This is a genomic window from Streptomyces flaveolus (assembly GCF_014648815.1).
Classification (GTDB): Bacteria; Actinomycetota; Actinomycetes; order Streptomycetales; family Streptomycetaceae; genus Streptomyces; species Streptomyces flaveolus.
This window is the reverse complement of sequence record NZ_BMRV01000001.1, coordinates 515,495-540,721: the sequence shown is the minus strand read 5'-3', so window position 1 is coordinate 540,721 and position 25,227 is coordinate 515,495. Positions and strand designations below refer to the sequence as shown.

Here is a 25,227-nt window from a genome sequence, read left to right as displayed (position 1 = left end):
CCGCGTACCTTCGTGCGGGGCCCCGCGTGTCGGGCCGGCCCCGGGCCGCGGGCACTCCCGCGCACCCTCGAACGTTGGTCCGAGTGCAGTTTCCGCTCCACTCGCCCCGCACCACCCGTACCAGGAGGCACCCAGCGATGTCGGTTCCGCAGCTCAGTGACGAGCACCGCGGCGAGGAGATCCTCGCCGTCTTCGACACCGCCTTCGGCGAGCTCCTGGCCGCCGACCCCGCCGCGTTCCGCGTGAAGTTCCGCAAGATGGCGGCCTCGGCCTTCGCCTTCTACCGGGGCACGGCGTGCCTCTTCTACCACGACCTGGACGCGGAGACCGCGGGCGGCCCGTACCTGGACGAGCGGACCTCCCGGGTGTGGATCCACGGCGACCTGCACGCGGAGAACTTCGGCACGTACATGGACTCGACCGGCCGCCTGATCTTCAACGTCAACGACTTCGACGAGGCCTACGTCGGCCCCTTCACCTGGGACCTCAAGCGCTTCGCGGCGTCCATCGCGCTGATCGGGTACGCGAAGGCGCTCAGCGACGAGCAGATCACCGAGCTGGTGCGGGTGTACGCGGGCGCGTACCGCGAGCGGATCCACTCGCTGGCCACGGGCGCCAAGAGCGACGAGGTGCCGCCGTTCACGCTGGACACCGCGGAGGGCCCGCTGCTGGGCGCGCTGCGCGTCGCCCGTTCGCTGACCCGGTTCGGGCTGCTGGACTCGATGACGGAGATCCGCGACTTCGAGCGCCGCTTCGCCGGCGGCGGCGGCTCCGTCGAGCTGGACGCGGCCACGCGCTACAAGGTGCTGGCCGCCTTCGACGGTTATCTGGAGACGCTCCCGGAGTCGTCGCTGACCCGCCCGGACTCCTACCGCGTCAAGGACGTCGTCGGCCGCCGGGGCATCGGCATCGGCTCCGCCGGCCTGCCGTCGTACAACATCCTCCTGGAGGGCAACAGCGACGCCCTGGAGAACGACGTGGTGATCTACGTCAAGCAGGCCCAGACCCCGGCGGTCTCCCGGCACATCACCGACCAGGCGATCCGGGACTACTTCCAGCACGAGGGACACCGCACGGTGATCTCCCAGCGCGCCCTCCAGGCGCACGCCGACCCGTGGCTGGGCTGGACCGAACTGGACGGCGCCGGCCAGCTGGTCGCCGAGGTCTCGCCGTACGCGGTGGACCTGGACTGGGGCGACATCGACGACCCCGAGGAGATCGCCGAGGTCGTCGCCGACCTGGGCCGGGCCACGGCCGCGATGCACGCGGCGGCGGACGACCAGTCCGGGGAGTCCCTGGTGCCGTTCTCCACCGAGCGGGCCATCGACGCGGCGATCGCGGCCGACGAGGAGGGCTTCGCGCCCCTGCTGGTCGACTTCGCCCACAGCTACGGGGCACGCGCGCGCGCCGACCACCAGACCTTCGTCGACCTCTTCCGCAACGGCCGGATCCCGGGTCTGTGACCGCCGGCTCTCTCACAGGGACCCTTTAGGGGCCTCTTACCGGCCCCCATGACACACTCTTGACTCGCTATGGACATATCCGGAACCCCGCTCAGAGCCGTACGCGCGGCGCTGTTCACGGCACTCGTCGTGACCCTCAGCACCGCGTCGCACGTGCTGCTGTCCGGGGTCCCGCTGCCGCTGAGCACGGTGGCCGCGGTCGCTGCCGCCGTGTACCTGATCGCGTACGCCCTGGCCGGACGGCGCGAGCGCGGCTTCGGGCCGATCGCCGCCCTGCTGATCCCGCTGGAGCTGGCCGCCGACACCGTCTTCACCACCGGCCAGCACGTCTGCTACGGCCGGGCGGGCGGCCCCGTGGCGGGCCCCCTGCGCTCCGTGGGCTTCGACGTGCTGTGCGGCGGCGGCATGGGCGTGGGAACCGGGGTCGGCACACCGCTGACCCGGGTGACCGGCGCCGACACCGACCGGGTGGCGGCCCTGCTCGCCCACGCCCACCCCGCGACCTCCTGGCTGCTGCTGGGCGCGCACGTCGGCGTCGGCCTGCTCGCGGCGGCCTGGCTGCGGCGCGGCGAGCGCGCGCTGGGCCGGCTGCTGAGCGCGGTGGCCGCGACGACCTTCCGGCCGCTCCTGCTCGCCGTCGCGGCCGTGGCCGTCCGCCGGGCCCCGGCGGTGCGCCGCCCGGCCCCGGCGGCCCGCCGCACCGCCGGCGCCCGCGAGCGGATCCTCACGCACTCCCTGGGACGGCGCGGACCGCCGGTCTCGCTCGCCCTCGTGTGACCCCTCGGTCACCGAGCGCCGACAGCCAGCCCCCGTACCCGTTCCGCACACCCCCGTGTGCGCGTCCCCGGAGAGAACATCACCATGAGCAAGCGGAACAGCCAGTCGGCGAAGACGGCGGCCCGTGAGCGCCTGCGCGAGGAGCGCGAGCGCCAGGCCAAGCGCGACAAGGCCAAGCGGCAGGTCATCGTGGCCTGCTCCATCGTCGGCGTGCTGGCGATAGCCGGCGGCATCAGCTACGCCGTCGTGCAGATGAACGAGCCCAGCGGCTGGGAGAAGGCCGCCGAGGCCAAGGTGGTGGCCCCGGCCCACACCTCGGGCAAGGACGGCACCACGATCGTGGCCGGCGACTCCAAGTCCGACAACGTCGTCCATCTCTACGAGGACCCGCGCTGCCCGGCCTGCGCCTCCCTCGAGCAGAACCTCGGCGAGACCATCAACAAGGGCATGGAGGACGGCGACTACAAGCTCTCCTTCACGATCGGCACCTTCCTCGACGGCAACCTCAGCGGAGAGGGCTCGAAGAACGCCCTCAGCGCGCTGGGCGCCGCCCTGAACGTCAGCACCGACGCGTTCATCGACTACAAGACCGCGCTGTACTCCTCCGAGTACCACCCGGCCGAGACCACCGACGAGTTCGCCAAGGACGACTACCTGATCAAGGTGGCCGACACGGTCGACGCCCTGAAGAACAACAAGAAGTTCCAGGACGCCGTGAAGCAGGGCACCTACGACGCGTGGGCGATGCGCATGAGCAAGTCCTTCGACGACTCCGACGGTGTCCAGTCGACCCCCACCATCAAGATCAACGACAAGGTGATCGAGAACCCGAGCACGGTCGCCGACTGGCAGAAGGCGCTCAAGGACGCGGGCGTCACGAAGTAACCCGAGTCACCGGGCAGTCGACGAGCGGGCGAACTTTTGCGAGTTCGCCCGCTCGCGCGCATACCGATCAGTAACCTGATCGACCGTGACCAGTCGACACAGATCGTCCGAAGAGACCCTCCCCTCGTCCGCCGAGCGCGCCGGCTCCCGCGCGCCCAGCCGCCGTACGGTCGTCAAGGCCGCGGCGGCCGGCGCCGTCCTCGCGGCACCGCTCGCCACGGCACTGCCCGCCGGTGCCGCCGACGCCGCCCCCGCCTTCCTGCACGGCGTCGCCTCCGGCGATCCGCTGCCCGACGGCGTCCTGCTGTGGACCCGGGTGACGCCGGTGCCCGAGGCCATACCCGGTTCGGGCATCGGCCCGGACACCGAGGTGAGCTGGGTCGTCGCCACCGACAAGGCGCTCACGAACATCGTCGCCAAGGGGTCCCTCACCGCGACCGCCGCCGCCGACCACACGGTCAAGGCGGACATCCGGGGCCTCGCACCCGCCACGGACTACTGGTACCGCTTCTCCGCCGGCCCCACCGACTCCCCCGTCGCCCGCACCCGGACCGCCCCCGCGGCCGACGCGGCCGTCACGGGCCTGCGCTTCGGCGTGGTCTCCTGTGCCAACTGGGAGGCCGGCCACTTCTCCGCGTACCGCCATCTCGCGGCGCGCGGCGACCTGGACGCCTGGCTGCACCTGGGCGACTACATCTACGAGTACGGCACCGGCGAGTACGGCACCCGCGACACCGTCGTACGGCAGCACGCGCCCACCCACGAGATCGTCACCCTCGCCGACTACCGCACGCGGCACGCCCGGTACAAGACGGACCCCGACCTGCGGGCGCTGCACGCCTCGGCCCCGGTCGTGGCCATCTGGGACGACCACGAGTTCGCCAACGACACCTGGTCGGGCGGCGCCGAGAACCACACCGAGGGCGCGGAGGGCACCTGGACGGCGCGTCAGGCCGCCGCGAAGCAGGCCTACTTCGAGTGGATGCCGGTACGCCCGGCGATCGCCGGCACCACCTACCGCCGGCTGCGCTTCGGCAAGCTCGTCGACCTGTCGCTCCTCGACCTGCGCTCGTTCCGCTCGCAGCAGACCGCCCTCGGCAACGGCGACGTCGACGACCCGGACCGCACCCTCACCGGCCGCGCCCAGCTCGACTGGCTCAAGTCCGGCCTGACGTCCTCCGACACCGCCTGGCGGCTGGTCGGCAACCCGGTGATGATGTCGCCGTTCGCGGTCGGATCGCTCCCCGCCGAGCTGCTGAAGCCGCTCGCCGAACTCCTCGGCCTGCCGAAGGAGGGGCTCGCCCTCAACACCGACCAGTGGGACGGCTACACCGACGACCGCCGTGAGCTGCTGGCCCACCTGCGCGCCCACGCGATCCGCAACACCGTGTTCCTGACCGGCGACATCCACATGGCGTGGGCCAACGACGTGCCGTACAACGCCGCCACGTACCCGCTGTCCGGCTCGGCGGCAACGGAGTTCGTCGTCACCTCGGTGACCTCCGACAACCTGGACGACATCCTGAAGGTCCCCGAGGGCACGGTGTCCGCGGTCGCCGCGCCGGTCATCCGGGCGGCCAACCGGCACGTCCACTGGGTCGACACCGACCGGCACGGCTACGGCGTGCTGGACGTCACCGCCGAGCGCGCGCAGATGGACTACTACGTCGTCTCCGACCGCACCGACCCGAACGCGACCTCCCGGTGGGCGCGTTCCTACCGCACGCGCAGCGGCACGCAGCACGTCGAGCGGGTCTACTCCCCGGTCTGATCCCCGCCGGTCCGCTCGCACCGGCGATTTTCGGCCAATCCGGCACGCCGAGCGGATCACCGCGGAGAAACCGTGTGATTACGGCGGGTGGTGTGAACGGCGAACCGAACCGGGACACGCCGCCCGCCGGGATCCGCACCGGTCACGCTGCGATCCCGAACGCCGGACGGCGAGCCGGACCCGTCCGGGACTCTTCCCCAATTGCCCGTGTTCGCCGGGCATTTGATTGGGCCTGATCACTGCTCTGTCCGCATCGGCATGTACACGTAATCTCCGGGCGGCGGCCAGGAAGATCCCTGTGCCCCATCCCCACCGCATCCGCTAGGAGCCCGCATGCGTGCGCTTGCCCGGATACCGTCCCTGACCCCCAGACGCCTTCTCGGCACGGCCCTCGTGGCCGGAACCCTCCTGCTCTCCCCGCTGTCCGCACCCACCGGCGTCGCCGCCGCCGGCACCCCGGCCGCCGACTGCGCCGACGACACCCACGCCACGGCCCGCCAGGCCCGCCCCGGCCACGGCGATCACGCCGCCGAGCCGAACGAGGTCGGTGAGGCCACCGCCCGGGCCATGGACGCCGACCTGCGCGCCAAGCTCGACAAGCTCCGCGCGGAAGGCCGCGGCACGGCGCTCGCCGCCTCGGCCACCGTCCCGGTCTACTTCCACGTCATCCACGACGGTGAGGCCGGCAAGCTCGACTCCGCCGACATCACCGCCCAGATGAACGTCCTGAACGCGGCCTACGCGGGCGGCGGCACCGGCAACACCGACTCGGGCTTCCAGTTCACCCTGGCCGGCACCGACTACACCGACAACGCCGCCTGGTACACCGTCGGCTCCGGCTCGCCGGAGGAGAAGGCGATGAAGTCCGCCCTCCACCAGGGCGGCGCGAACGCGCTCAACATCTACGCGGCCAACATCGGCGACGGGCTCCTGGGCTGGGCCACCTTCCCCAGCTCCTACCGGTCCAGCCCCGCCATGGACGGCGTCGTCATCCTGAACGCCTCGCTGCCGGGCGGCTCCGCCGCCAACTACGACCAGGGCGACACCGCCACCCACGAGGTCGGCCACTGGCTGGGGCTGTACCACACCTTCCAGGGCGGCTGCAACGGCCAGGGCGACTACGTCGCGGACACCCCGGCCGAGAAGAGCCCCGCCTACCAGTGCCCCGAGGGCCGCGACACCTGCGCCCGCCAGGCGGGAGCCGACCCGATCCACAACTTCATGGACTACACGTACGACGCGTGCATGGACCGGTTCACCACCGGCCAGGTGCAGCGCATGCAGGACAGCTGGGCGGCCTACCGGGCCGGCTGATCCCGCTCCAGCGAGTCGAGGAAGCCGAGCGCCACCCGCCAGGTGGCCTCGGCCGCCTCCTCGTCGTAGTCCGGCAGCCCGGGATCGGTGTAGAGGTGACCCGCCCCGGCGTACCGGTACACCTCGACGTCGGCACCGGCCCGGCCCATCTGGAGGTACCAGGCGCTGAGCCAGTCGTCCGTCTCGAACGGGTCCGGCTCGGCCACGTGCAGCTGCACCGGCAGGTCGTCCACCGAGGCGTTGGCGGCGATGTCCGAGGTGCCGTGCAGGAGCAGCAGCCCGCGCGCCCGGTGATCGCCGAGGGCGAGGGTCTGGGCGATGGAGGCACCGAGCGAGAACCCGGCGTACACCAGCCCGCGCTCGGAATAGGGCGCGGCGGCCAGCACGGCCCGCTTCAGCAGTTCCTCCCGGCCGATCTCGTCCTGGTACGCCATGCCCTCCTCGACCGTGTCGAACGTCCGCCCCTCGAAGAGGTCCGGGGTCCAGACCTGGTGCCCGGCGTCACGCAGGCGGTCGGCGGCCTGCCGCACCGCGGGCCTCGGGCCATGGGTCGAGTGAAAGAGCACGATGTTCATGAGGCCATGGTGCCAGCCGGATGCGACAGGGCGACGGGCGGCGACACCCGGCGGGGGACGCACGTCACAGGTTCACGCCCGGGCCGGGCCGGTTACGTTCGAGGGATGGAGACCATACTCCGCCCACTGATCGTGGTCGGCGGTGCCGTCCTGCTGACCCTGGTCATCGGATGGGCCACCGACCTGCTGCTGCGCAAGGCCGACGGACGGCACCCCGAGACGCCCCTGTGGGGGCTGCTGCGCCGCGCCCGCATCCCCTACCAGCTCGTGCTGTGCGCGGCGCTGCTGAGAGGGACGTACGTCGAGGCGCAGGTCTTCCCGGAGCACCGGGTGGGGGTCGGCCGGACGCTGACCCTGGTGCTGATCGGCTCGGCGGCCTGGCTGGTGATCCGGATCGCCGGGGCCGTCGTCGAGACGTCGTACTCCCGCTACGCCCACGCCCATGCCCAGCGCGACCCGGCCCGGGTGCGGCGGGTGCGCACCCAGGTCTCGCTGATCATGCGCGTGGTCTCCGCGGTCGTCGGCGTCGTCGCCGTGTCGTCGATGCTGCTGACGTTCCCGGCGATGCGCACGGCGGGCACCTCGCTGCTGGCCTCGGCCGGTGTCCTCGGCATCGTGGCCGGCATCGCCGCGCAGTCCACGCTGGGAAACCTGTTCGCGGGGCTGCAGATCGCCTTCGGCGACATGGTGCGCATCGGCGACACGGTCGTGGTGAACGGCGAGTGGGGCACCGTCGAGGAGATCACGCTGACCTTCCTGACCGTGCGCACCTGGGACGAGCGCCGGATCACGATGCCGGTGTCGTACTTCACGTCCAAGCCGTTCGAGAACTGGTCGCGGGGCACCCCGCAGATGACGGGCGTCGTCTACTGGCACCTGGACCACACCGCCCCGCTGGACGCGATGCGCGAGCGGCTGCGGGACATCCTGCGCGGCTGCCCGGCCTGGGACGGGCGGGCCTACAACCTGACCGTCACGGACACCACGCCGAACACCATGCAGGTACGGGCGCTGGTGACGGCGAAGGACGCGGACGACATCTGGACGGTACGGGTCGAGGTGCGCGAGCAGATGATCCGCTGGCTGGCCGACGAGCACCCGTACGCCCTGCCCCGCGTCAACACGGCGGACGCGGACCGGCGCCCCGGCCGCGACGGCTTCCCCCTCTCCCGGCGCTCGCCGGACGGGGAGGCCCGCCGCTTCCCGCACCAGTCGCGAAAGGCCCTGTGACCCGGGGCCACCGGCCGGGCGGCGCGGTCAGCGCAGGCTGCGGACGTCCAGGTGGCGCAGCACCCGGTCGACGATCTCCGGGTCGGCTCCGGGTTCGCTGCGCGCCGCCAGCACCTCGTGGCGCGCGGCGCTGAGCATCTCGCCCTGGATCCGGCGGATCCGCTTCAGCCGCCGGGCCCGCTGCAGCTGCGCCTCGCGCCGCTCCTCGTCGCCGATGTCCGGGCTGATCCGGATGCCGATGTCGAAGGCCCGGCGCAGCATCTGTTCGGACAGCTCCTCCGGCAGTTCCTCGACCGCCTCGATCTCCTTGAGCCGCTGTTTCGCCGCCTTCGCCGCGCGCACGGCGAGCGCCTTCTCGTAGTCCTTCTCGCGCTCGGTGTCCGACCGCACCCCGAGCCGGTTCACCAGCCACGGCAGCGTCAGGCCCTGGAGCAGCAGCGTCACCATGATCACCCCGAAGGCGATGAAGACAATCTCCTCCCGGTTCGGGAAGGGGGAGCCGTCGTCCGTCTTCAGCGGGATCGCGAGCGCCAGCGCCACCGAGGCGACACCGCGCATCCCCGACCACCACATGACGACGGTCTCCCGCCAGCTGGTCGGGATGTCCTCGTCGTGGTCGCGCCGGGCGTGCAGCCGCTGGGTCAGCCAGGTGGCGGGCAGCAGCCACGCCAGCCGGACGAGGATCACCACGCCGACGACCGCGCCGGCCCAGCCCAGCAGTTCGGCCCAGCGCCCGGAGGCCGTGCGGATGGCGTTGTGCAGCTCCAGTCCGATCAGTCCGAAGGCGACGCCCGTGACGAGGGTGTCGACGACGTCCCAGACCGTGTGCCCGGCGAGCCGGGTCATCACGTCGTCGGCGCCGACCGCGTACTCGGCCAGGAACATGGCGGTGGTCAGCACGGCGAGGACGCCGGAGCCGTGGAGCTCCTCGGCCAGCACGTAGGACACGTACGGCACCAGCAGCGTCAGCCCGATCTGCAGGGTCGCGTCCCCCAGCACGTCCAGCAGCTTGTTGGCGCCCCAGCCCAGCGCGAGGCCCACCGCGACGGCGACGACGGCGGACAGCACCAGGTCGAGCCCGGCCTGCCAGGGCGAGAAGGAACCGCTGACGGCCGCGGCGATGGCCACGTGGTAGAGGACGATGGCCGTCACGTCGTTGAAGAGCCCCTCGCCCTCCAGGATGGACACCAGACGGCGCGGCAGCCCGAGCTGGCCCGCGACGGCGGTGGCCGCGACGGGGTCGGGCGGCGCCACCAGCGCGCCGAGCGCGAAGGCGGCGGCGATCGGCAGGCCCGGCACGATCGCGTGGGCCACGGTGGCCACGCACGCCGTGGTGACGAACACCAGCGCGACCGCCAGCAGGAAGATCGGGCGTTTGTTGGCCGCGAACTGCCGCCAGGAGGTGCGCCGCACGGCCGCGTACAGCAGCGGCGGCAGCAGCGCGGGCAGGATGAGCTCCGGCGGGATGTCCACGTTGGGCACGAAGTCGAGCAGTGCCAGGACGATGCCGAGGAGCGTCATCAGCACCGGCGCCGGCAGCCCGAGCCGGTCCCCGACCGGGACGCTCAGCAGGGCCCCGAGCAGCAGCATGAACAACAGGGCCAACTGATCCACGGTCACCGCTCCGGGGGGGTCTCGGCGTTCACACGGCGGGTCCCAAGCCTGCCATGTCACCGGCCCCACCAGCCGGTCCGGCTCGGCTACTGCAGGACGCGCCGCATCGCGCGGTGGGGTATCCCCGCGTCGGGGAACTCCGGTCCGTAGGCCTGGTACCCCAGTCGCTCGTAGAAACCCAGGGCGTGCGTCTGCGCGTGCAGGTCGACCGCGGTGAGTCCGCGCGCGCGTGCCGCGTCCTCGACGGCGCGCACCAGCGCGGCCCCGACGCCCAGTCCGCGGGCGTCCCGGACGACGGCGAGCCGTCCGAGGGAGCCGACGGCCGGGTCCCCGTCGCCGTTCTTCGCCGCGGCGGCCGCGCCGTGCAGCAGCCGGGAGGTGCCGAGCGGTACGCCGTCCTCCCGGACCGCGAGGACGTGCACGGCGCCGGCGTCGTACGCGTCGTACTCGATGTCCTCCGGGACGTTCTGCTCGGCGACGAAGACGTCCTTGCGCACCGCGAAGCACGCCTCCCGGTCGGCGGGGTCCTCGGCGACGCGCACCTCGTAGACGGGGGTGCTCATACGTAGGTCTCCTCGCGGACCCGGTCCAGGGCCTGCTGGAGGTCCTCGGGGTAGTCGCTGGCGTACTCGACCCACTGTCCGTCGCCGGGGTGCTCGAAGCCGAGCCGCACGGCGTGCAGCCACTGGCGGGTCAGGCGCAGCCGCTTGGCCAGGGTCGGGTCGGCGCCGTAGGTGAGGTCGCCGACGCAGGGGTGGCGGTGGGCTGCCATGTGGACGCGGATCTGGTGGGTGCGGCCGGTCTCCAGCTTCACGTCGAGCAGCGAGGCTGCGCGGAACGCCTCGATGAGGTCGTAGTGCGTGACGGAGGGCTTGCCCTCGGCGGTGACGGCCCACTTGTAGTCGTGCTGGGGGTGACGGCCGATGGGGGCGTCGATGGTGCCGCTGGTGGGATCGGGGTGGCCCTGCACGAGCGTGTGGTAGCGCTTGTCGACCGTGCGCTCCTTGAACTGGCGCTTGAGCGAGGTGTACGCCCGCTCCGACTTCGCCACCACCATCAGGCCGGAGGTGCCCACGTCGAGGCGGTGCACGATGCCCTGCCGCTCGGCGGCGCCGGACGTGGAGATGCGGTATCCGGCGGCGGCCAGTCCCCCGATGACGGTCGGACCGCTCCAGCCGGGCGACGGGTGGGCGGCCACGCCGACCGGCTTGACGATCACGACCACGTCCTCGTCGTCGTGCACGATCTCCATGCCCTCGACTGGCTCGGCGATCACCTGCACCGGTGCGGGCGCCTGGGGCATCTCGACCTCGAGCCAGGCGCCGCCGTGCACCCGCTCGGACTTGCCGACCACCGATCCGTCGACCTGCACCTTGCCCGCCGCGGCGAGTTCCGCGGCCTTGGTACGGGAGAAGCCGAACATGCGGGAGATGGCGGCGTCGACGCGCTCGCCCTCCAGGCCGTCGGGCACGGGCAGGGTACGGATCTCGGGAAGCGTGCTCACCCGTCGAGTATGCCGGACGGGGCGGACAGTCCCGCACGCCCGTCCGGCACGGGGCGCTCAGTCCCGGTGCACGGTCCCGTCCGGGTCCAGGCCGCGGAAGGAGAGGATCACGATCAGGATGCCGCCGCAGACGATCGCCGAGTCGGCGAGGTTGAACACGGCGAAGTGCTTGGGCGCGATGAAGTCCACGACGGCGCCCTCGAAGACGCCGGGCGAGCGGAAGATCCGGTCGGTGAGGTTGCCGAGCGCGCCGCCGAGCAGCAGGCCGAGCGCGATCGCCCACGGCAGGCTGTGGAGCTTGCGTGCGAGGCGGGCGATCACCACGATCACGGCCGCCGCGATGACCGTGAAGATGATCGTGAAGGCCTCGCCGAAGCCGAAGGCCGCGCCCGCGTTGCGGATCGCGGCGAACCTCAGCCAGTCGCCGATGATCTCGATCGGCTCGTGGTGCTCCAGCTTGGCGACCACGATCATCTTGCTGACCAGGTCGAGCAGGTACGCGAACAGGGCGACAGCGAACAGTACGGCGACCCGGCGCTTGCCCCGAGGGCGCTCCGGAGCCTGCTCCTGCTCGGCGTCGGGCCGCTCCTGTCCGTCCCCCGCCGCGTCCGGGGTGTCCGGCGTACCGATGATGCGCTCCGCCTCTGCCACGTGAGTCCCTCAGCCTAGGTACCTGACTGAGGACGAGGGTACGGCACGCCTTGCGTCCCGGCTGCGGCTCAGTACCGGCGTTCCTGCTTCTGCTTGCACTCCACGCACAGGGTGGCCCGCGGGAAGGCCTGCATGCGCGCCTTGCCGATGGGGTTGCCGCAGTTCTCGCACAGGCCGTAGGTGCCCGCGTCGAGGCGTTCGAGGGCGCGTTCGGTCTGGGTGAGCATCTCGCGGGCGTTGGCGGCCAGCGCCAGTTCGTGCTCGCGCGTGATGTTCTTGGTACCGGTGTCCGCCTCGTCGTCGCCGGCGCCGTCCCCGGAGTCCCGCATCAGGCCCTGCAGCGACCGCTCCGACTGGTCGATCTCGGTGCGCAGGCGGTCCGCCTCGGACTGGAGTTCCCCGCGGGCCTCCTCGACCTCTGCCGGGGTCCAGGGGTCCTCGCCGGGGCGTACCGCGAGGTCGCCGGGCTCCGCGGCGGCGCCGCGTGCCTTCGGAACCGCGGACTTGGCCGCCGTGGCCGTGCCAGGAGTCTTCTTCGCAACCACCGTCGTGGCTCCCGTCTGCTCCGCGGCCTCGGCCGCGCCCGCCTTCTTCGCCGTGCTCTTCTCGGCCGTGCTCTTCTTCACCGGGCTCTGCCGCTTCGCCGCGGCCTTCTTCGCCGTGGCGTTCTCGGCCGCGCTCCTGTCCGCGGCGGTCTTCTTCGCCGGGGTCTTCTTCGCGGCCGTGGTCTTCCTGGCAGCGGACTTCTTCGCAGTCGCCTCCGACTGCTCTACGGCGGTCTTCTTCGCCACCATGGCCGCGGCCCCTTCACATATTGTGATCTTGCTCGCGAATCGTGCTGGGACGATAAATCGACTCGGGTCCCGCGGCAACGGGGCACGCCGCCCGATTCGCCCGCCCACCGCGCGCGCGTGGCGAGCATGCATGCGTTGTGCCCAGCTCCCCGCCCGGTAATCCGCCCCTCCGTTCTCCCAGCGGAGCCCGCCGGGAGCCGGACGCCGGAGCCCGGCATTCGGGTCACGCCGGGCCACCCGACACCTTCGCCGTCCCCGGCGCCGAAACCGGTCGGCCGCTGTCCGTGCGGCGCCGTACACTGGGCGGAGCGAAAAGCGTGGATGGGGACGAGTAGCGGCGTACGCAGCCCAGAGCGACCCGGGGACGGTGGGAGCCCGGGGGCGAGCGCGACGTGAAGATCACCCCGGAGCCGCCGGAAGAAAGACGTGACGGGAAGGTCACGGCGAGTAGACCCGGTTCGCGACCCCAATGAGGGGGCTCACCGGCGCACACGACGCACCGGGGGGCCAAGGAGGGTGGTACCGCGGGAGCGCGCCGCACACAGCGGCGTACGTAGCCATTACGGCTCTCGTCCCTCCGACGGAAGGCAGTACGTCCGCCGGAGGAAGATCGATGACGCAGTACCGTCAGGTGCCCGCCCAGGTCGACCTGCCCGCGCTCGAGCACGCCGTGCTCGACTTCTGGCGCGAGCAGAAGATCTTTGCCAAGAGCCTGGAGCAGTCCGAGGGCCGCCCCGAATGGGTGTTCTACGAGGGTCCGCCCACCGCCAACGGCATGCCGGGCGCCCACCACATCGAGGCCCGCGTCTTCAAGGACGTCTTCCCCCGCTTCCGCACCATGCGCGGGTACCACGTGGGCCGCAAGGCCGGCTGGGACTGCCACGGTCTGCCGGTCGAGCTGGCGGTGGAGAAGGAGCTGGGCTTCTCCGGCAAGCAGGACATCGAGGCGTACGGCATCGCCGAGTTCAACGCCAAGTGCCGCGAGTCGGTGACCCGCCACACCGACGCCTTCGAAGAGCTCACGACGCGCATGGGGTACTGGACCGACCTCCAGGACCCGTACCGCACGATGGACCCCGAGTACATCGAGTCCGTCTGGTGGTCGCTGAAGGAGATCTTCGGCAAGGGCCTGCTGGTCCAGGACTACCGCGTCGCCCCCTGGTGCCCCCGCTGCGGCACCGGCCTGTCCGACCACGAGCTGGCGCAGGGCTACGAGACGGTCGTCGACCCCTCCGTCTACGTCCGCTTCCCGCTGACCTCCGGCCCGCTGGCCGGCGAGGCCGCGCTGCTGATCTGGACGACCACCCCCTGGACGCTGGTCTCCAACACCGCGGTCGCCGCGCACCCCGGCGTGACCTATGTCGTCGCGACCGACGGCGAGGAGAAGCTGGTCGTCGCCGAGCAGTTGGTGGAGAAGGCCCTCGGCGAGGGCTGGGAGACCACCGGCGAGTCCTTCACGGGCGCCGAGATGGAGCGCTGGACCTACCAGCGGCCGTTCGAGCTGGTGGAGTTCCCCGAGCCCGCCCACTTCGTGGTGAACGCCGAGTACGTCACCACCGAGGACGGCACCGGTCTGGTCCACCAGTCCCCCGCCTTCGGTGAGGACGACCTCAAGGTCTGCCGCTCCTACGGCCTGCCGGTCGTCAACCCGGTCCGCCCGGACGGCACCTTCGAGGAGGGCCTCCCGCTGGTCGGCGGCGTCTTCTTCAAGAAGGCCGACGAGCAGCTCACCGAGGACCTGGACGCCCGGGGCCTGCTGTTCAGGCACATCCCCTACGAGCACAGCTACCCGCACTGCTGGCGCTGCCACACCGCGCTGCTGTACTACGCGCAGCCGTCCTGGTACATCCGCACGACGGCGATCAAGGACCGTCTCCTCCAGGAGAACGAGAAGACCAACTGGTTCCCGGACTCGGTCAAGCACGGCCGGTACGGCGACTGGCTGAACAACAACATCGACTGGGCGCTCTCCCGCAACCGCTACTGGGGCACCCCGCTGCCGATCTGGCGCTGCGAGGACGACCACCTCACCGTCGTCGGCTCCCGCGCGGAGCTGACCGAGCTGACCGGCACCGACCAGTCCGCGCTCGACCCGCACCGCCCGTACATCGACGAGGTCACCTTCGCCTGCCGCCACGACGGCTGCGGCAAGACGGCCACGCGCGTGCCGGAGGTCATCGACGCCTGGTACGACTCGGGCTCGATGCCGTTCGCGCAGTGGGGCTACCCGTACAAGAACAAGGAACTCTTCGAGTCCCGCTACCCGGCCCAGTTCATCAGCGAGGCCATCGACCAGACCCGCGGCTGGTTCTACACGCTGATGGCCGTCGGCACCCTGGTCTTCGACAAGTCCTCGTACGAGAACGTCGTCTGCCTCGGCCACATCCTCGCCGAGGACGGCCGCAAGATGTCCAAGCACCTGGGGAACATCCTGCAGCCGATCCCGCTGATGGACCAGCACGGCGCCGACGCCGTGCGCTGGTTCATGGCGGCCGGCGGTTCCCCGTGGGCGGCCCGCCGCGTCGGCCACGGCACCATCCAGGAGGTCGTCCGCAAGACGCTCCTCACCTACTGGAACACGGTCGCCTTCCAGGCCCTGTACGCCCGCACCACCGGCTGGGCGCCGAGCGAGGCCGACCCGGCCCCGGCCGAGCGTCCCGTGCTGGACCGCTGGCTGCTGTCCGAACTGCACGCGCTGACCGACCAGGTGACCCAGGCGCTGGAGAGCTACGACACCCAGCGCGCCGGCAAGCTGCTGTCCGCGTTCGTCGACGACCTGTCCAACTGGTACGTCCGCCGCTCGCGCCGCCGCTTCTGGCAGGGCGACAAGGCCGCGCTGCGCACGCTGCACGAGGTCGTCGAGACGGTCACCGAGCTCATGGCCCCGCTGACCCCGTTCATCACCGAGCGGGTCTGGCAGGACCTGATCGTGCCGGTCACGCCGGGCGCCCCGGAATCGGTCCACCTGGCCTCCTGGCCGGAGGCCGACCTGGCGGCCATCGACCCGGAGCTGTCGAAGCAGATGGTGCTGGTGCGCCGCCTGGTCGAGCTGGGCCGCGCCACGCGCGCGGAGTCGGGCGTCAAGACCCGGCAGCCGCTGCGCCGCGCGCTGATCGCGGCGACGGGCTTCGACGCGCTCTCCCCCGAACTGCGCACGCAGATCACGGAGGAGCTGAACGTCGAGTCCCTCGCGTCGCTGAGCGAGGTCGGCGGCTCCCTGGTCGACACGACGGCGAAGGCCAACTTCCGTGCGCTGGGCAAGCGGTTCGGCAAGCGCGTCCAGGACGTCGCCAAGGCGGTCGCGGCCGCGGACGCCGCCGCCCTGTCCCTCGCCCTGCGCGAGGGCACGGCGTCGGTCGAGGTCGAGGGTGAGACGATCACCCTCGCTCCCGACGAGGTGATCATCACCGAGACGCCGCGCGAGGGCTGGTCGGTCGCCTCGGACTCGGGCGCGACGGTCGCCCTCGACCTGGAGATCACGGAGGAGCTGCGCCGCGCGGGCCTCGCCCGTGACGCGATCCGCCTGATCCAGGAGGCCCGCAAGAACAGCGGTCTCGACGTCGCCGACCGCATCGCGCTGCGCTGGACGGCCACGGACCCGGCAACGGCCGCCGCCCTGACGGAGCACGCCGCGCTGATCGCCGACGAGGTCCTCGCGACCGACTTCGCCCAGGGCGAGGCGGACGACGCGTACGGGACCCCGTTCACGGACGAGGGCCTGTCCCTGACGTTCCAGCTCCGCAAGCAGTAACGAACACAAGGAAAGGCCCGGGCCCCTCAACCAGAGGGGCCCGGGCCTTTCTTCGTACCACCACCGCCACCGTGGCTGCGGGCAGTCGTGCCGCAGGGGCGGCACGGGTGGGCGGTGGGGTCCCCCCGCCCCGCCCCGCCCCGCCCCGCCCCGCACCAGCTCCCGCACAGCACAAGGGCGGGCCCCGGGTCAAAACCCGGGGCCCGCCCTGAACGCCGCCGAAGGCTACGCCGTACTACAGATCAGTTGTCGTCCTCGTCGATCAGAAACCCGCGCATCGGCGAGGGCGCCTGCCCCATCGGCGACGGCCCCTGCGGCCGCACCGGCGCCATCGGCTGGGTCATCGCCGGCGACATCTGCTGCTGACCGCCGTACGACGGACCGGACTGGCTCGGCCCGCTGCCCATCGACTGGTTGCCGCCGTAGGACGGGGCACTCGCGCCGGCCGGAGCCATCGAGGGCGCCGGGGACGGCGGGAGCGAGGCCGTCGCGGGCGTACGCGGCGGGGCGAGCGAGTCGTCCGCCTGGGTCTCCAGCTGACGCAGCTGGGACTCCAGGTACGACTTCAGCCTCGTCCGGTACTCGCGCTCGAAGCCGCGCAGGTCCTCGACCTTGCGCTCCAGCGTGGCGCGGGCGGACTCCAGGGAGCCCATCGCGACGCGGTGCTTCTCCTGCGCGTCCCGCTCCAGGGCGTCGGCCTTGGCACGGGCGTCCCGCTCCAGACCCTCGGCACGCGAACGCGCCTCACCGACGATCTTGTTGGCCTCGGAACGCGCCTCGGCGATCGCCTGGTCGGCGGTCTGCTGGGCGAGCGAGAGGACACGGGCGGCACTGTCGCCGCCGGGACCGCCCTGGCCGGGCATGCCGGGGCCACCGGGGCCCTGCGGACCGCCCATGGGGCCGCCCATCGGACCGGGACCCATCTGGCCCTGCATCGGACCCGGGCCCTGGCCCATCGGCCCCGGACCCTGGCCCATCGGGCCGGGACCCTGCGGGCCACCCTGTCCGCCGGGGCCGGCGGGCAGCTGCGGAGCACCGCTGGGCAGCTGGGGCGGGCCACCCATGGGGCCACCCATCTGCTGCTGCGGCGGGCCCGATATGCCGGCGGGCACCGGAGCGCCGGGACCTCGCATGCCCTGCTGCGGCATGCCGCCCTGCTGCTGTGGATGCTGCTGATGCTGCTGGTGCTGCTGCTGATCCTGGGGCGGTTCCGGGGGCTTGCGCATGTTCTGCTGGTTCTGCGCAGCCGCGCGCGTCGCCGCGGCCAGCTTGGCACGCAGGTCCTCGTTCTCGCGGAGCAGCCGGGTCAGTTCGGCTTCGACCTCGTCGAGGAAGGCATCGACCTCGTCCTCGTCATAGCCTTCTCGGAGGCGGACGGTCGTGAACTGCTTGTTCCGCACGTCCTCAGGGGTCAACGGCATCTCTTCACCTCAACGTAGTCGTCGGCATTCGGCAAGCCCGTATCTCTCTCATCGCTCACAGCCGGCTCACGATATAGATCAGGATGTAAACGATGATCATCAGTACGAAGAAGGACAGGTCGAGCGCCACGCCCCCGAGACGCAGCGGCGGGATGAACCGCCGCAGAAGCTTCAACGGTGGATCGGTGACAGTGTAGGTGGCCTCCAGAACGACCACCATCGCCTTGCCGGGTTGCCACGAGCGGGCGAACTGGAAGACGTAGTCCATGACCAACCGGAAGATGAGCACGATGAGAAAGCACATCAGCGCGATGTAGACGACATCCAGGACCACGCTCATGCCTGTGCTTCCCTCTCCCCTGAACCATCTCTCGGACCCGTCCTCGGATCCGTGCTCTTGCTCTAACCGGTCGTGCGTCTCAGCTCTGGTTGAAGAACCCGCCCTCTGCGATGCGGGCCTTGTCCTCCGCCGTGACATCGACGTTAGCAGGAGACAGCAGGAACACCTTCTGCGTCACCCGCTCGATACTGCCGTGAAGACCAAACACCAAACCGGCCGCAAAGTCGACAAGTCGCTTCGCATCTGTGTCATCCATCTCAGTGAGATTCATGATCACCGGCGTGCCCTCACGGAAGTGTTCCCCGATGGTACGGGCCTCGTTGTAGGTCCGGGGGTGAAGTGTGGTGATCCGGTAGGGCTCTCGTTCGGACACGACCTTGGGCATGATGACCGGTGCGCTCTTTTCCAGGCTTGCGCGTTCTTGTGTGATGGATGCCACGGGCGCGATGCGCGCCGGGCGGCCCGATTCCGCCCCGAGCGAAGCGGAACGGGGCACCGGCTCGCGCTGCACGGGCGGTTGGACGATTCTTACCTCTTCGTCCCTTTGGGGCTGATGTGAACCGTGCGACTGGTGCGCCGGTTCGTGCCGCCGGTGGTCCCGCTCGGGCTCCGGGTCCAGTTCGGGTTCGAAATCGTCGTCGGGGTCGAACCCCCGGCCGTCGTACCCATCGTCCTCCACGAGGCCGAGGTAGACCGCCATCTTGCGCATCGCGCCGGCCATGCTCTGAGTCCTCCGCTCTGTGGTGGATCGGCTGACGACTGCCAAATGCCTGCGATCCACTAGGTCGTTGCCTCCGCCTTTCGGCGGTAATGACCATATTTTCTGCTGTGGTCCGACTTCTTGGCGACGTTACCCGAGCCTGGGTCGGACTCCGAGTACCGCGGTGCCGACGCGTACATGTGTCGCTCCGGCGGCCACGGCCTGTTCGAGGTCCGCACTCATCCCTGCGGAAACCATGTTCGCAGCCGGATGGGCTCGGCGCAGGTGGGTCGACAAATCCATGAGGTGCTCGAACGCGTCCCGTTGCCGTCCGGCGTACTCGCCGGTGAGCGGCGCCACGGTCATCAGTCCGTCGAGCCGAAGTCCGTCCGACCCGGCGACCAGATCGGCCAACTCTTCGATTCCCGCGGGCGCGACGCCACCGCGCTCGCCGCGCGCGCTCTCCCCTGCGTCGAGCGCCACCTGGAGGAGCACCCCCACCTCGCGGCCGGCGCGCACCGCCTCCCTCGACAGAGCCGTGACGAGCTTGGCCCGGTCGACGGACTGCACGACATCCGCGTAACCGACCACGGACCGCACCTTGTTGGTCTGCAACTGACCGACAAAGTGCCACGAAAGCGGCAGATCCGAGCAGGCGGCGGCCTTGGGTGCCGCGTCCTGGTCGCGGTTCTCGGCGACGTGGCGCACGCCGAGTCCGGAGAGAATGCGCACATCGTCGGCCGGGTAGGTCTTGGTGACCACGATCAGGGTCACTTCGTCGCGACGCCGGCCCGCGGCCTCGCACGCGGCGGCGATGCGCTCTTCCACTTTCGCCAGATTTCCGGCGAGTTCGTCCTTACGGTCCGTCATGCCCCATCAGTCCAGCCAGACATAGCCCGCGAGCCGCCCGGTGGTGCGGTCGCGTCGGTACGAGAAGTGGTCCTTCGACTCCCGGGTGCACACCGGCGACTGCGCCCGGTCGCACACCCCGAGCCGCTCGAGCTGCGCGTGCACTCCGGCGCTCACGTCGAGGGCCGGAGTGCCCCAGCTCGTCACGGCGTGCGCCGCCGGTTCGACCGCGGCGACCTCGGCACGCATCTCCTCGGGCACCTCGTAGCACCGGCCGCACACGGCGGGTCCGGTGCGGGCGACGATCCGGGCGGGGTCGGCGCCGAGTTCGGTCATGGCCCCTACGGCGGCGGGGACGACCCCGGCGACCAGGCCGGGCCGGCCCGCGTGTGCCGCGGCGGCGACGCCGGCGACGGGGTCGGCGAGGAGGACGGGTACGCAGTCGGCGGTGAGGACGGCGAGGGCGAGACCGCGTTCGGCGGTGACCACCGCGTCGACCCGCGGGACCGGGCGGTCCCCCCAGGGGGCGTCGACCACGGCGACGTCGGCCCCGTGCACCTGGTTCATCCAGACCACCCGGGCCGGGTCGACGCCCAGCGACTTCGCGGCCAGTTCGCGGTTGGCCGTCACGGCGGCCGGGTCGTCGCCGACCGCGCCGCCGAGGTTGAGCTCCTCGTACGGAACGGCGCTCACTCCGCCCCACCGGTCGGTGAAGCCGAAGTGCGCGCCGTTCACGGTGTCGCGCTGTCCTATCACTTCAGGAAGTCCGGCACGTCCAGTTCCTCGGCCGCGCTGTCCGAGTAGGTCCGGGACGGCGGGACCGGCGGCGGGGCGACCGGCGGCAGGTCGCTGACCGGCTCGGGTGCCGGGACCGGCTCCGGCTCCTCCTTCGGCTTGACGCTGCCGAGCGAGCCGAAGGACGGGCGGCTCTCGGGCTGCCGTGCCGGGGCGGGCTCCTCGCGCTTGGCCGAGGCCGAGCCGAGGACGTTGTCCCGCTTGGACGGCGGCTGGCCCCCGTCGAAGCCGGCCGCGATCACGGTGACCCGCACCTCGTCGCCGAGGGCGTCGTCGATGACCGCGCCGAAGATGATGTTGGCCTCGGGGTGCGCGGCCTCACTGACCAGCTGGGCGGCCTCGTTGATCTCGAACAGGCCGAGGTCGGAGCCGCCGGAGATGGAGAGCAGCACGCCGCGGGCGCCGTCGATGGACGCCTCGAGGAGAGGCGAGGAGATCGCCATCTCGGCCGCGGCCACCGCGCGGTCGTCGCCGCGGGCCGAGCCGATGCCCATGAGGGCCGAACCGGCCTCGGACATGACCGACTTGACGTCGGCGAAGTCCAGGTTGATCAGGCCCGGCGTGGTGATGAGGTCGGTGATGCCCTGCACACCGGACAGCAGCACCTGGTCGGCGGACTTGAACGCGTCGAGCACGCTGACCTGACGGTCCGAGATGGACAGCAGCCGGTCGTTGGGGATGACGATGAGGGTGTCGACCTCTTCGCGGAGTTCGGCGATGCCGTCCTCCGCCTGGTTGGCGCGGCGCCGTCCCTCGAAGGTGAACGGGCGCGTGACCACGCCGATGGTGAGGGCGCCGAGCGAGCGGGCGATGTTGGCCACGACGGGTGCTCCGCCGGTGCCGGTGCCGCCGCCTTCACCGGCCGTCACGAAGACCATGTCGGCCCCCTTGAGGACCTCCTCGATCTCCTCGCGGTGGTCCTCGGCGGCCTTGCGGCCGACGGCCGGGTTGGCTCCGGCGCCGAGTCCGCGGGTGAGTTCGCGGCCGACGTCCAGCTTGACGTCGGCGTCGCTCATCAACAGAGCTTGCGCGTCGGTGTTGATGGCGATGAACTCGACGCCCTTGAGACCGACCTCGATCATCCGGTTGATGGCATTGACACCACCGCCGCCGACACCGATGACTTTGATGACTGCGAGGTAGTTCTGCGGTGCTGCCACGTCGAAGGCCTCTCGCCTCGAGTTACGTGTCGTCGGATCACCGGAGCACTGATGCCCTGCGACCCGACGACTGATGCCGAATGGGACGGTCCGTAGCGCCGACCCGAACCCTAACGCTGAAGTTTAGGGTTACCAGTGTGTCTGTTCCTTGGAGTCTTCTGAACAGGACACTAAGTCGACAAGTGGCGCGCGTTCAACGAACACGCCGAACCTCCCGTTTTTCTTTTCACCCTATGTGATCAGCCGTAGCGCTGCCCAACCAGGGTGCTGGCCTGCACGTATACCCGTCAACTCCCCGATGACGCGGGGGCGGTGGGAACGCTCACGTCGAAGTGCCGCGCGCCGGGCGTCGCTTTCATCAGCGCGGTGAGCGCCCGGGCCTTCCGCTCGCCCTGTTCGCCGCTCCCCCAGGCCACGGTCCGGCCGTCGCCCAGCTCCAGCGAGATGTCGTCGTAGGAACGGACCTTGACCAGGCGCGTCCGCCGCGCGACCGCGTCCGGGACGGCCCCCGCGGCCCGTACCGCCTCGCGCACCAGGCGGTCCTCGCCGAAGCGGCGCAGACTCGCCGCGGCCGGGCCCGACCGGGCGGGCTCCAATTTCAGTGCGGGCACGCCTTTCGGAGCCCGGGAAACCGTGGCGTAGCGGACGCCTTCATCGTCCACTTCCACGAAGTTTCGGCCTTTTTGCACCACGAGAACCGGGGTACGCTCGGTCACTTTCAACGCGATTCCGTCGGGCCAGGAACGCACCACGTCGACCTCGTCGATGCGGGGCAATTTCCGGGTGAGCCGGGCCTCGATCCCCTCGGTGTCGACGGAGACCAGCGCGTCCCCGACGGGCACGTCGGCGGCCTCGCGGACCTGATCCGGCGTCAGGACCCGGGTGCCGGAGACCGACACCCGTTCCACGCGGAGCCAGTTCGACCCGTACAGCACCCAGAGCGTCACCCCTCCGGCGAGCACGAGAGCGACGGCCAGGATGATGATCGTACGAAGACGGGGCGGCCCGAACCGCCCGGTGCCGGGCGGGCCGGACGACTCCTGCTGGCGTTCACCGCGTGCGGCGGTGGTCGGTCCGGCCACGCTCCCTGCCTTCCGTCATGCGTCCTCAGCGGTGTGCACGGGCGGCGATCGCCTCGTACACCATGCCGACGAGGAGGTCGTCGGCGTCCCGGCGGCCGAACTCGGCGGCGGCGCGGGACATCTCGAACAGCCGGTGCGGATCGGCGAGCACGGGCAGGACGTTGTGCTGCACCCACTCGGGCGTCAGTTCCGCGTCGTCGACCAGCAGTCCGCCGCCGGCCTTCACCACCGGCTGGGCGTTCAGCCGCTGTTCGCCGTTGCCGATGGGCAGCGGGACGTAGGCGGCCGGGAGTCCGACGGCGGAGAGTTCGGCGACGGTCATCGCGCCCGCGCGGCAGAGCATCATGTCGGCCGCGGCGTACGCGAGGTCCATCCGGTCCAGGTAACTTACCGGGATGTACGGGGGCATCCCCGGCATCTGGTGGACCTGCGGCAGTTCGTTCTTCGGTCCGACCGCGTGCAGGATCTGGATGCCGGCCTGCTGGAGCCACGGCGCGACCTGCTGGACCACCTCGTTGAGGCGCCGGGCGCCCTGCGAGCCGCCGGAGACCAGCAGCGTGGGCAGATTGGGGTCGAGGCCGAACGCGGCGCGGGCCTCGGGGCGTACGGCGGCCCGGTCCAGGGTGGAGATGGAGCGGCGCAGCGGGATGCCGATGTAGCGGGAGTTGCGCAGCTTGCTGTCCGGCGTGGAGACGGCGACCTGGGCGGCGTACCGGGAGCCGATCTTGTTGGCCAGTCCGGGCCGGGCGTTGGCCTCGTGGATCACGATCGGCACGCCGAGCCGCTTGGCCGCCAGGTAGCCGGGCAGCGCGACGTAGCCGCCGAAGCCGACCACGGCGTCCGCCTTGGTGCGTTCCAGGACCTGCTCGGCCGCCTTGATGGTGCCGCGCAGCCGGCCCGGGACGGTGATCAGCTCGGGCGTGGGCTTGCGCGGCAGCGGGACGGCCGGGATCAGCGCCAGCTCGTATCCGCGCTCGGGCACCAGCCGGGTCTCCAGACCGCGTTCCGTGCCCAGGGCTGTGATGCCCACGGTCGGATCCTGCCTGCGCAGGGCGTCCGCGAGGGCGAGCGCGGGCTCGATGTGGCCCGCGGTTCCTCCGCCGGCGAGTACGACATGCACCGAAATTCACCGCTCTCCGGACGAGCGCGCCGCCGAGGCGCGCCGTCGCATCGTGTTCCAACTCCGGGGGTTCCGCTTGGGCCCGGAGCCCCCGGTTCCCCCCGTTCCCCGCTTTCTACCAAAGCGAGGTTGCCGCAGCGCAAGCGCCGCCCGCGCACCGGGCTCGTCGCGTGCGAAGGCGATGAGCAGACCGATGGCGAACATGGTCGGCAGCAGGGCGGATCCTCCGTAGGAGAACAGCGGGAGGGGGACACCGGCGATCGGCAGCAGTCCGAGGACCGCACCGATGTTGATCACGGCCTGGGCCGTGATCCAGGTGGTCACGCCTCCCGCGGCATACCTGACGAAGGGGTCCTCCGTGCGTCCGGCCACGCGGATACCCGCATAGCCTAGAGCCGCGAACAGGGCGAGCACCGACAGCGTCCCCGCCAGGCCCAGTTCCTCACCGGTGACGGCGAAGATGAAGTCGGTGTGCGCTTCGGGGAGTTCGCCCCATTTCTCCACGCTGGCGCCGATCCCGGATCCGAACAGTCCGCCCGAGGCGAGGGCGTAGATGCCGTGCACGGCCTGCCAGCAGGAGTCGCCCGGGCCGGGGTCGGTGGCGCCGATGCAGTTCAGCCGGGCCATGCGGTTGGGGCTGGTCTTGATGAGGATCACGCCGAGCAGCGCGGCGACGGAGAGCACCCCGGCGAACAGCCGGGTGGGCGCGCCCGCCAGCCAGAGCAGGCCGAAGAGGATCGCCGTGAGGATGATCGCCGTCCCCATGTCGCCGCCGATCATGATCAGCCCGAGCAGCATGAAGGCGGCCGGCACCAGGGGCACGAGCATGTGCTTCCACTGGGTCAGCAGCTTCTTGTCCTGCTTGCGCGCGAGCAGGTCGGCGCCCCACAGCACCAGGGCGAGCTTGCCGAACTCGCTCGGCTGGATCTGGAAGGAGCCGCCCAGGGAGATCCAGTTCTGGTTGCCGTTGACCGCCATCCCTATCCCCGGCACCTGCACGAGGATCATCAGGAAGACGGCACCGGCGAGAATGGGGTAGGCCAGCGCCCGGTGCAGTTTCACCGGCATCCGCATCGCGGCCACCAGCAGCCCGGTGCCGATCAGGGCGGCCAGGAACTGCTTGCGGAAGAAGTACGAGCCGGGCAGGGAGAGCTGGAGCGCGGTGATCTGGGAGGCCGAGTAGACCATCACCAGGCCGAGCACGGTGATCAGCAGACTGCCGCCGAAGATCAGGTAGTAGGCGGTCAGCGGCCGGTCCCAGGCGCGGCGGAGTCGGAGGTAGAGGCCGAGGACCGGGTTCTCGTGCGGGGGCCCCGACGCGGGCGGCCGTTTGACGGCCCGCTGCACGGGCGGACGTCCGGTGCGGCTACCGGGCATCGCGGCCTCCGCTGTACATCGGCCTGGACCGTCCCACGCGTCCCTCCCGAGATC

22 protein-coding genes are annotated in these 25,227 nt (G+C 71.1%); 7 read left to right on the top strand and 15 right to left on the bottom strand.

Translation table 11 applies throughout. The features are described 5' to 3' along the window. The first annotated feature begins 137 nt into the window (after window positions 1-137). From IEZ05_RS02440 to IEZ05_RS02420, 5 genes are all read left to right on the top strand, one after another. A complete protein-coding gene (locus IEZ05_RS02440; RefSeq protein ID WP_189228271.1) occupies window positions 138-1,463 on the top strand; it encodes a DUF2252 domain-containing protein in 1,326 nt (441 codons plus the stop codon). A gap of 69 nt (window positions 1,464-1,532) precedes the next feature. Beyond that, the gene (locus IEZ05_RS02435; RefSeq protein ID WP_189228270.1) at window positions 1,533-2,240 is read left to right on the top strand and encodes a hypothetical protein; all 708 of its coding nucleotides are present in this window, start codon (window positions 1,533-1,535) and stop codon (window positions 2,238-2,240) included. A gap of 84 nt (window positions 2,241-2,324) precedes the next feature. Continuing rightward, window positions 2,325-3,125, top strand: coding sequence for a DsbA family protein (locus IEZ05_RS02430; RefSeq protein WP_189228269.1), 801 nt, complete (start codon window positions 2,325-2,327; stop codon window positions 3,123-3,125). Window positions 3,126-3,210: 85 nt separating this feature from the next. Continuing rightward, complete coding sequence (locus IEZ05_RS02425) at window positions 3,211-4,896, top strand: alkaline phosphatase D family protein (protein WP_189228268.1); 1,686 nt, start codon at window positions 3,211-3,213, stop codon at window positions 4,894-4,896. 333 nt (window positions 4,897-5,229) lie between these two features. After that, a complete protein-coding gene (locus tag IEZ05_RS02420; RefSeq protein ID WP_189228267.1) occupies window positions 5,230-6,210 on the top strand; it encodes a zinc metalloprotease in 981 nt (326 codons plus the stop codon). Here the strand turns inward: IEZ05_RS02420 and IEZ05_RS02415 are convergent. Further along, entirely contained in the window at window positions 6,195-6,785 is a 591-nt protein-coding gene (locus IEZ05_RS02415) for a dienelactone hydrolase family protein (RefSeq protein WP_189228266.1), read from the bottom strand. The genes IEZ05_RS02420 and IEZ05_RS02415 overlap by 16 nt on opposite strands. A gap of 105 nt (window positions 6,786-6,890) precedes the next feature. Between IEZ05_RS02415 and IEZ05_RS02410 the strand changes: the two genes are divergently transcribed. Beyond that, window positions 6,891-8,015, top strand: coding sequence for a mechanosensitive ion channel family protein (locus IEZ05_RS02410; protein ID WP_189228265.1), 1,125 nt, complete (start codon window positions 6,891-6,893; stop codon window positions 8,013-8,015). A 27-nt stretch (window positions 8,016-8,042) separates the two neighbouring features. On the opposite strand, the gene IEZ05_RS02405 is transcribed toward IEZ05_RS02410, so the two are convergent. The 5 genes from IEZ05_RS02405 to IEZ05_RS02385 form a co-directional block, all read right to left on the bottom strand. Beyond that, the gene (locus tag IEZ05_RS02405) at window positions 8,043-9,629 is read right to left on the bottom strand and encodes a Na+/H+ antiporter (protein ID WP_189228264.1); all 1,587 of its coding nucleotides are present in this window, start codon (window positions 9,627-9,629) and stop codon (window positions 8,043-8,045) included. Window positions 9,630-9,715: 86 nt separating this feature from the next. Further along, window positions 9,716-10,192, bottom strand: coding sequence for a GNAT family N-acetyltransferase (locus IEZ05_RS02400; RefSeq protein ID WP_189228263.1), 477 nt, complete (start codon window positions 10,190-10,192; stop codon window positions 9,716-9,718). Then, window positions 10,189-11,133 (bottom strand): RluA family pseudouridine synthase, encoded by a 945-nt coding sequence (locus IEZ05_RS02395; RefSeq protein WP_189228262.1) that lies wholly within the window; start codon window positions 11,131-11,133, stop codon window positions 10,189-10,191. The genes IEZ05_RS02400 and IEZ05_RS02395 overlap by 4 nt, the downstream gene beginning before the upstream one ends. A gap of 57 nt (window positions 11,134-11,190) precedes the next feature. Beyond that, window positions 11,191-11,784: a signal peptidase II gene (gene lspA / locus IEZ05_RS02390; RefSeq protein WP_189228261.1), complete on the bottom strand. Its 594-nt coding sequence runs from the start codon at window positions 11,782-11,784 to the stop codon at window positions 11,191-11,193. Between the two features lie 68 nt (window positions 11,785-11,852). Next, window positions 11,853-12,578 (bottom strand): TraR/DksA family transcriptional regulator, encoded by a 726-nt coding sequence (locus IEZ05_RS02385; RefSeq protein WP_189228260.1) that lies wholly within the window; start codon window positions 12,576-12,578, stop codon window positions 11,853-11,855. A gap of 613 nt (window positions 12,579-13,191) precedes the next feature. Here IEZ05_RS02385 and ileS point away from each other — a divergent pair. Then, on the top strand, window positions 13,192-16,329 hold the full coding sequence (gene ileS / locus IEZ05_RS02380; protein WP_189228259.1) for an isoleucine--tRNA ligase: 3,138 nt from the start codon (window positions 13,192-13,194) through the stop codon (window positions 16,327-16,329). A 242-nt stretch (window positions 16,330-16,571) separates the two neighbouring features. Here ileS and divIVA read toward each other — a convergent pair whose 3' ends face one another. The 9 genes from divIVA to ftsW all read right to left on the bottom strand — a co-directional run bounded on the left by divIVA (window position 16,572) and on the right by ftsW (window position 25,173). Continuing rightward, entirely contained in the window at window positions 16,572-17,750 is a 1,179-nt protein-coding gene (gene divIVA, locus IEZ05_RS02375) for an apical growth/hyphal branching protein DivIVA (RefSeq protein WP_189228258.1), read from the bottom strand. 55 nt (window positions 17,751-17,805) lie between these two features. Beyond that, window positions 17,806-18,090: a YggT family protein gene (locus tag IEZ05_RS02370; RefSeq protein ID WP_189228257.1), complete on the bottom strand. Its 285-nt coding sequence runs from the start codon at window positions 18,088-18,090 to the stop codon at window positions 17,806-17,808. A gap of 79 nt (window positions 18,091-18,169) precedes the next feature. Beyond that, the gene (locus IEZ05_RS02365; protein WP_189228256.1) at window positions 18,170-18,811 is read right to left on the bottom strand and encodes a cell division protein SepF; all 642 of its coding nucleotides are present in this window, start codon (window positions 18,809-18,811) and stop codon (window positions 18,170-18,172) included. Between the two features lie 129 nt (window positions 18,812-18,940). After that, window positions 18,941-19,660: a YggS family pyridoxal phosphate-dependent enzyme gene (locus IEZ05_RS02360; protein ID WP_189228255.1), complete on the bottom strand. Its 720-nt coding sequence runs from the start codon at window positions 19,658-19,660 to the stop codon at window positions 18,941-18,943. Window positions 19,661-19,666: 6 nt separating this feature from the next. Further along, window positions 19,667-20,395 (bottom strand): peptidoglycan editing factor PgeF, encoded by a 729-nt coding sequence (gene pgeF / locus IEZ05_RS02355; RefSeq protein ID WP_189228254.1) that lies wholly within the window; start codon window positions 20,393-20,395, stop codon window positions 19,667-19,669. Beyond that, complete coding sequence (gene ftsZ, locus IEZ05_RS02350; RefSeq protein WP_189228253.1) at window positions 20,392-21,594, bottom strand: cell division protein FtsZ; 1,203 nt, start codon at window positions 21,592-21,594, stop codon at window positions 20,392-20,394. Before ftsZ ends, pgeF begins: the two co-directional genes overlap by 4 nt. 287 nt (window positions 21,595-21,881) lie before the next feature. Beyond that, entirely contained in the window at window positions 21,882-22,676 is a 795-nt protein-coding gene (ftsQ, locus tag IEZ05_RS02345; protein ID WP_189228252.1) for a cell division protein FtsQ, read from the bottom strand. A gap of 25 nt (window positions 22,677-22,701) precedes the next feature. Continuing rightward, window positions 22,702-23,796 (bottom strand): undecaprenyldiphospho-muramoylpentapeptide beta-N-acetylglucosaminyltransferase, encoded by a 1,095-nt coding sequence (murG, locus tag IEZ05_RS02340; RefSeq protein WP_189228251.1) that lies wholly within the window; start codon window positions 23,794-23,796, stop codon window positions 22,702-22,704. Between the two features lie 6 nt (window positions 23,797-23,802). Beyond that, the gene (gene ftsW, locus IEZ05_RS02335; protein ID WP_189228250.1) at window positions 23,803-25,173 is read right to left on the bottom strand and encodes a putative lipid II flippase FtsW; all 1,371 of its coding nucleotides are present in this window, start codon (window positions 25,171-25,173) and stop codon (window positions 23,803-23,805) included. Between the last annotated feature and the right edge of the window lie 54 nt (window positions 25,174-25,227).

Excerpts from the sequence above, each read along its gene's own strand:
- IEZ05_RS02360 (WP_189228255.1), bottom strand. The coding sequence starts at position 19,660 with ATGACGGACCGTAAGGACGAACTCGCCGGAAATCTGGCGAAAGTGGAA.
- IEZ05_RS02385 (WP_189228260.1), bottom strand. The coding sequence starts at position 12,578 with ATGGTGGCGAAGAAGACCGCCGTAGAGCAGTCGGAGGCGACTGCGAAG.
- ileS (WP_189228259.1), top strand. The coding sequence starts at position 13,192 with ATGACGCAGTACCGTCAGGTGCCCGCCCAGGTCGACCTGCCCGCGCTC.
- ftsW (WP_189228250.1), bottom strand. The coding sequence starts at position 25,173 with ATGCCCGGTAGCCGCACCGGACGTCCGCCCGTGCAGCGGGCCGTCAAA.
- IEZ05_RS02435 (WP_189228270.1), top strand. The coding sequence starts at position 1,533 with ATGGACATATCCGGAACCCCGCTCAGAGCCGTACGCGCGGCGCTGTTC.
- divIVA (WP_189228258.1), bottom strand. The coding sequence starts at position 17,750 with ATGCCGTTGACCCCTGAGGACGTGCGGAACAAGCAGTTCACGACCGTC.
- IEZ05_RS02400 (WP_189228263.1), bottom strand. The coding sequence starts at position 10,192 with ATGAGCACCCCCGTCTACGAGGTGCGCGTCGCCGAGGACCCCGCCGAC.
- IEZ05_RS02370 (WP_189228257.1), bottom strand. The coding sequence starts at position 18,090 with ATGAGCGTGGTCCTGGATGTCGTCTACATCGCGCTGATGTGCTTTCTC.
- IEZ05_RS02440 (WP_189228271.1), top strand. The coding sequence starts at position 138 with ATGTCGGTTCCGCAGCTCAGTGACGAGCACCGCGGCGAGGAGATCCTC.
- IEZ05_RS02365 (WP_189228256.1), bottom strand. The coding sequence starts at position 18,811 with ATGGCCGGCGCGATGCGCAAGATGGCGGTCTACCTCGGCCTCGTGGAG.
- IEZ05_RS02410 (WP_189228265.1), top strand. The coding sequence starts at position 6,891 with ATGGAGACCATACTCCGCCCACTGATCGTGGTCGGCGGTGCCGTCCTG.
- IEZ05_RS02420 (WP_189228267.1), top strand. The coding sequence starts at position 5,230 with ATGCGTGCGCTTGCCCGGATACCGTCCCTGACCCCCAGACGCCTTCTC.
- IEZ05_RS02430 (WP_189228269.1), top strand. The coding sequence starts at position 2,325 with ATGAGCAAGCGGAACAGCCAGTCGGCGAAGACGGCGGCCCGTGAGCGC.
- IEZ05_RS02415 (WP_189228266.1), bottom strand. The coding sequence starts at position 6,785 with ATGAACATCGTGCTCTTTCACTCGACCCATGGCCCGAGGCCCGCGGTG.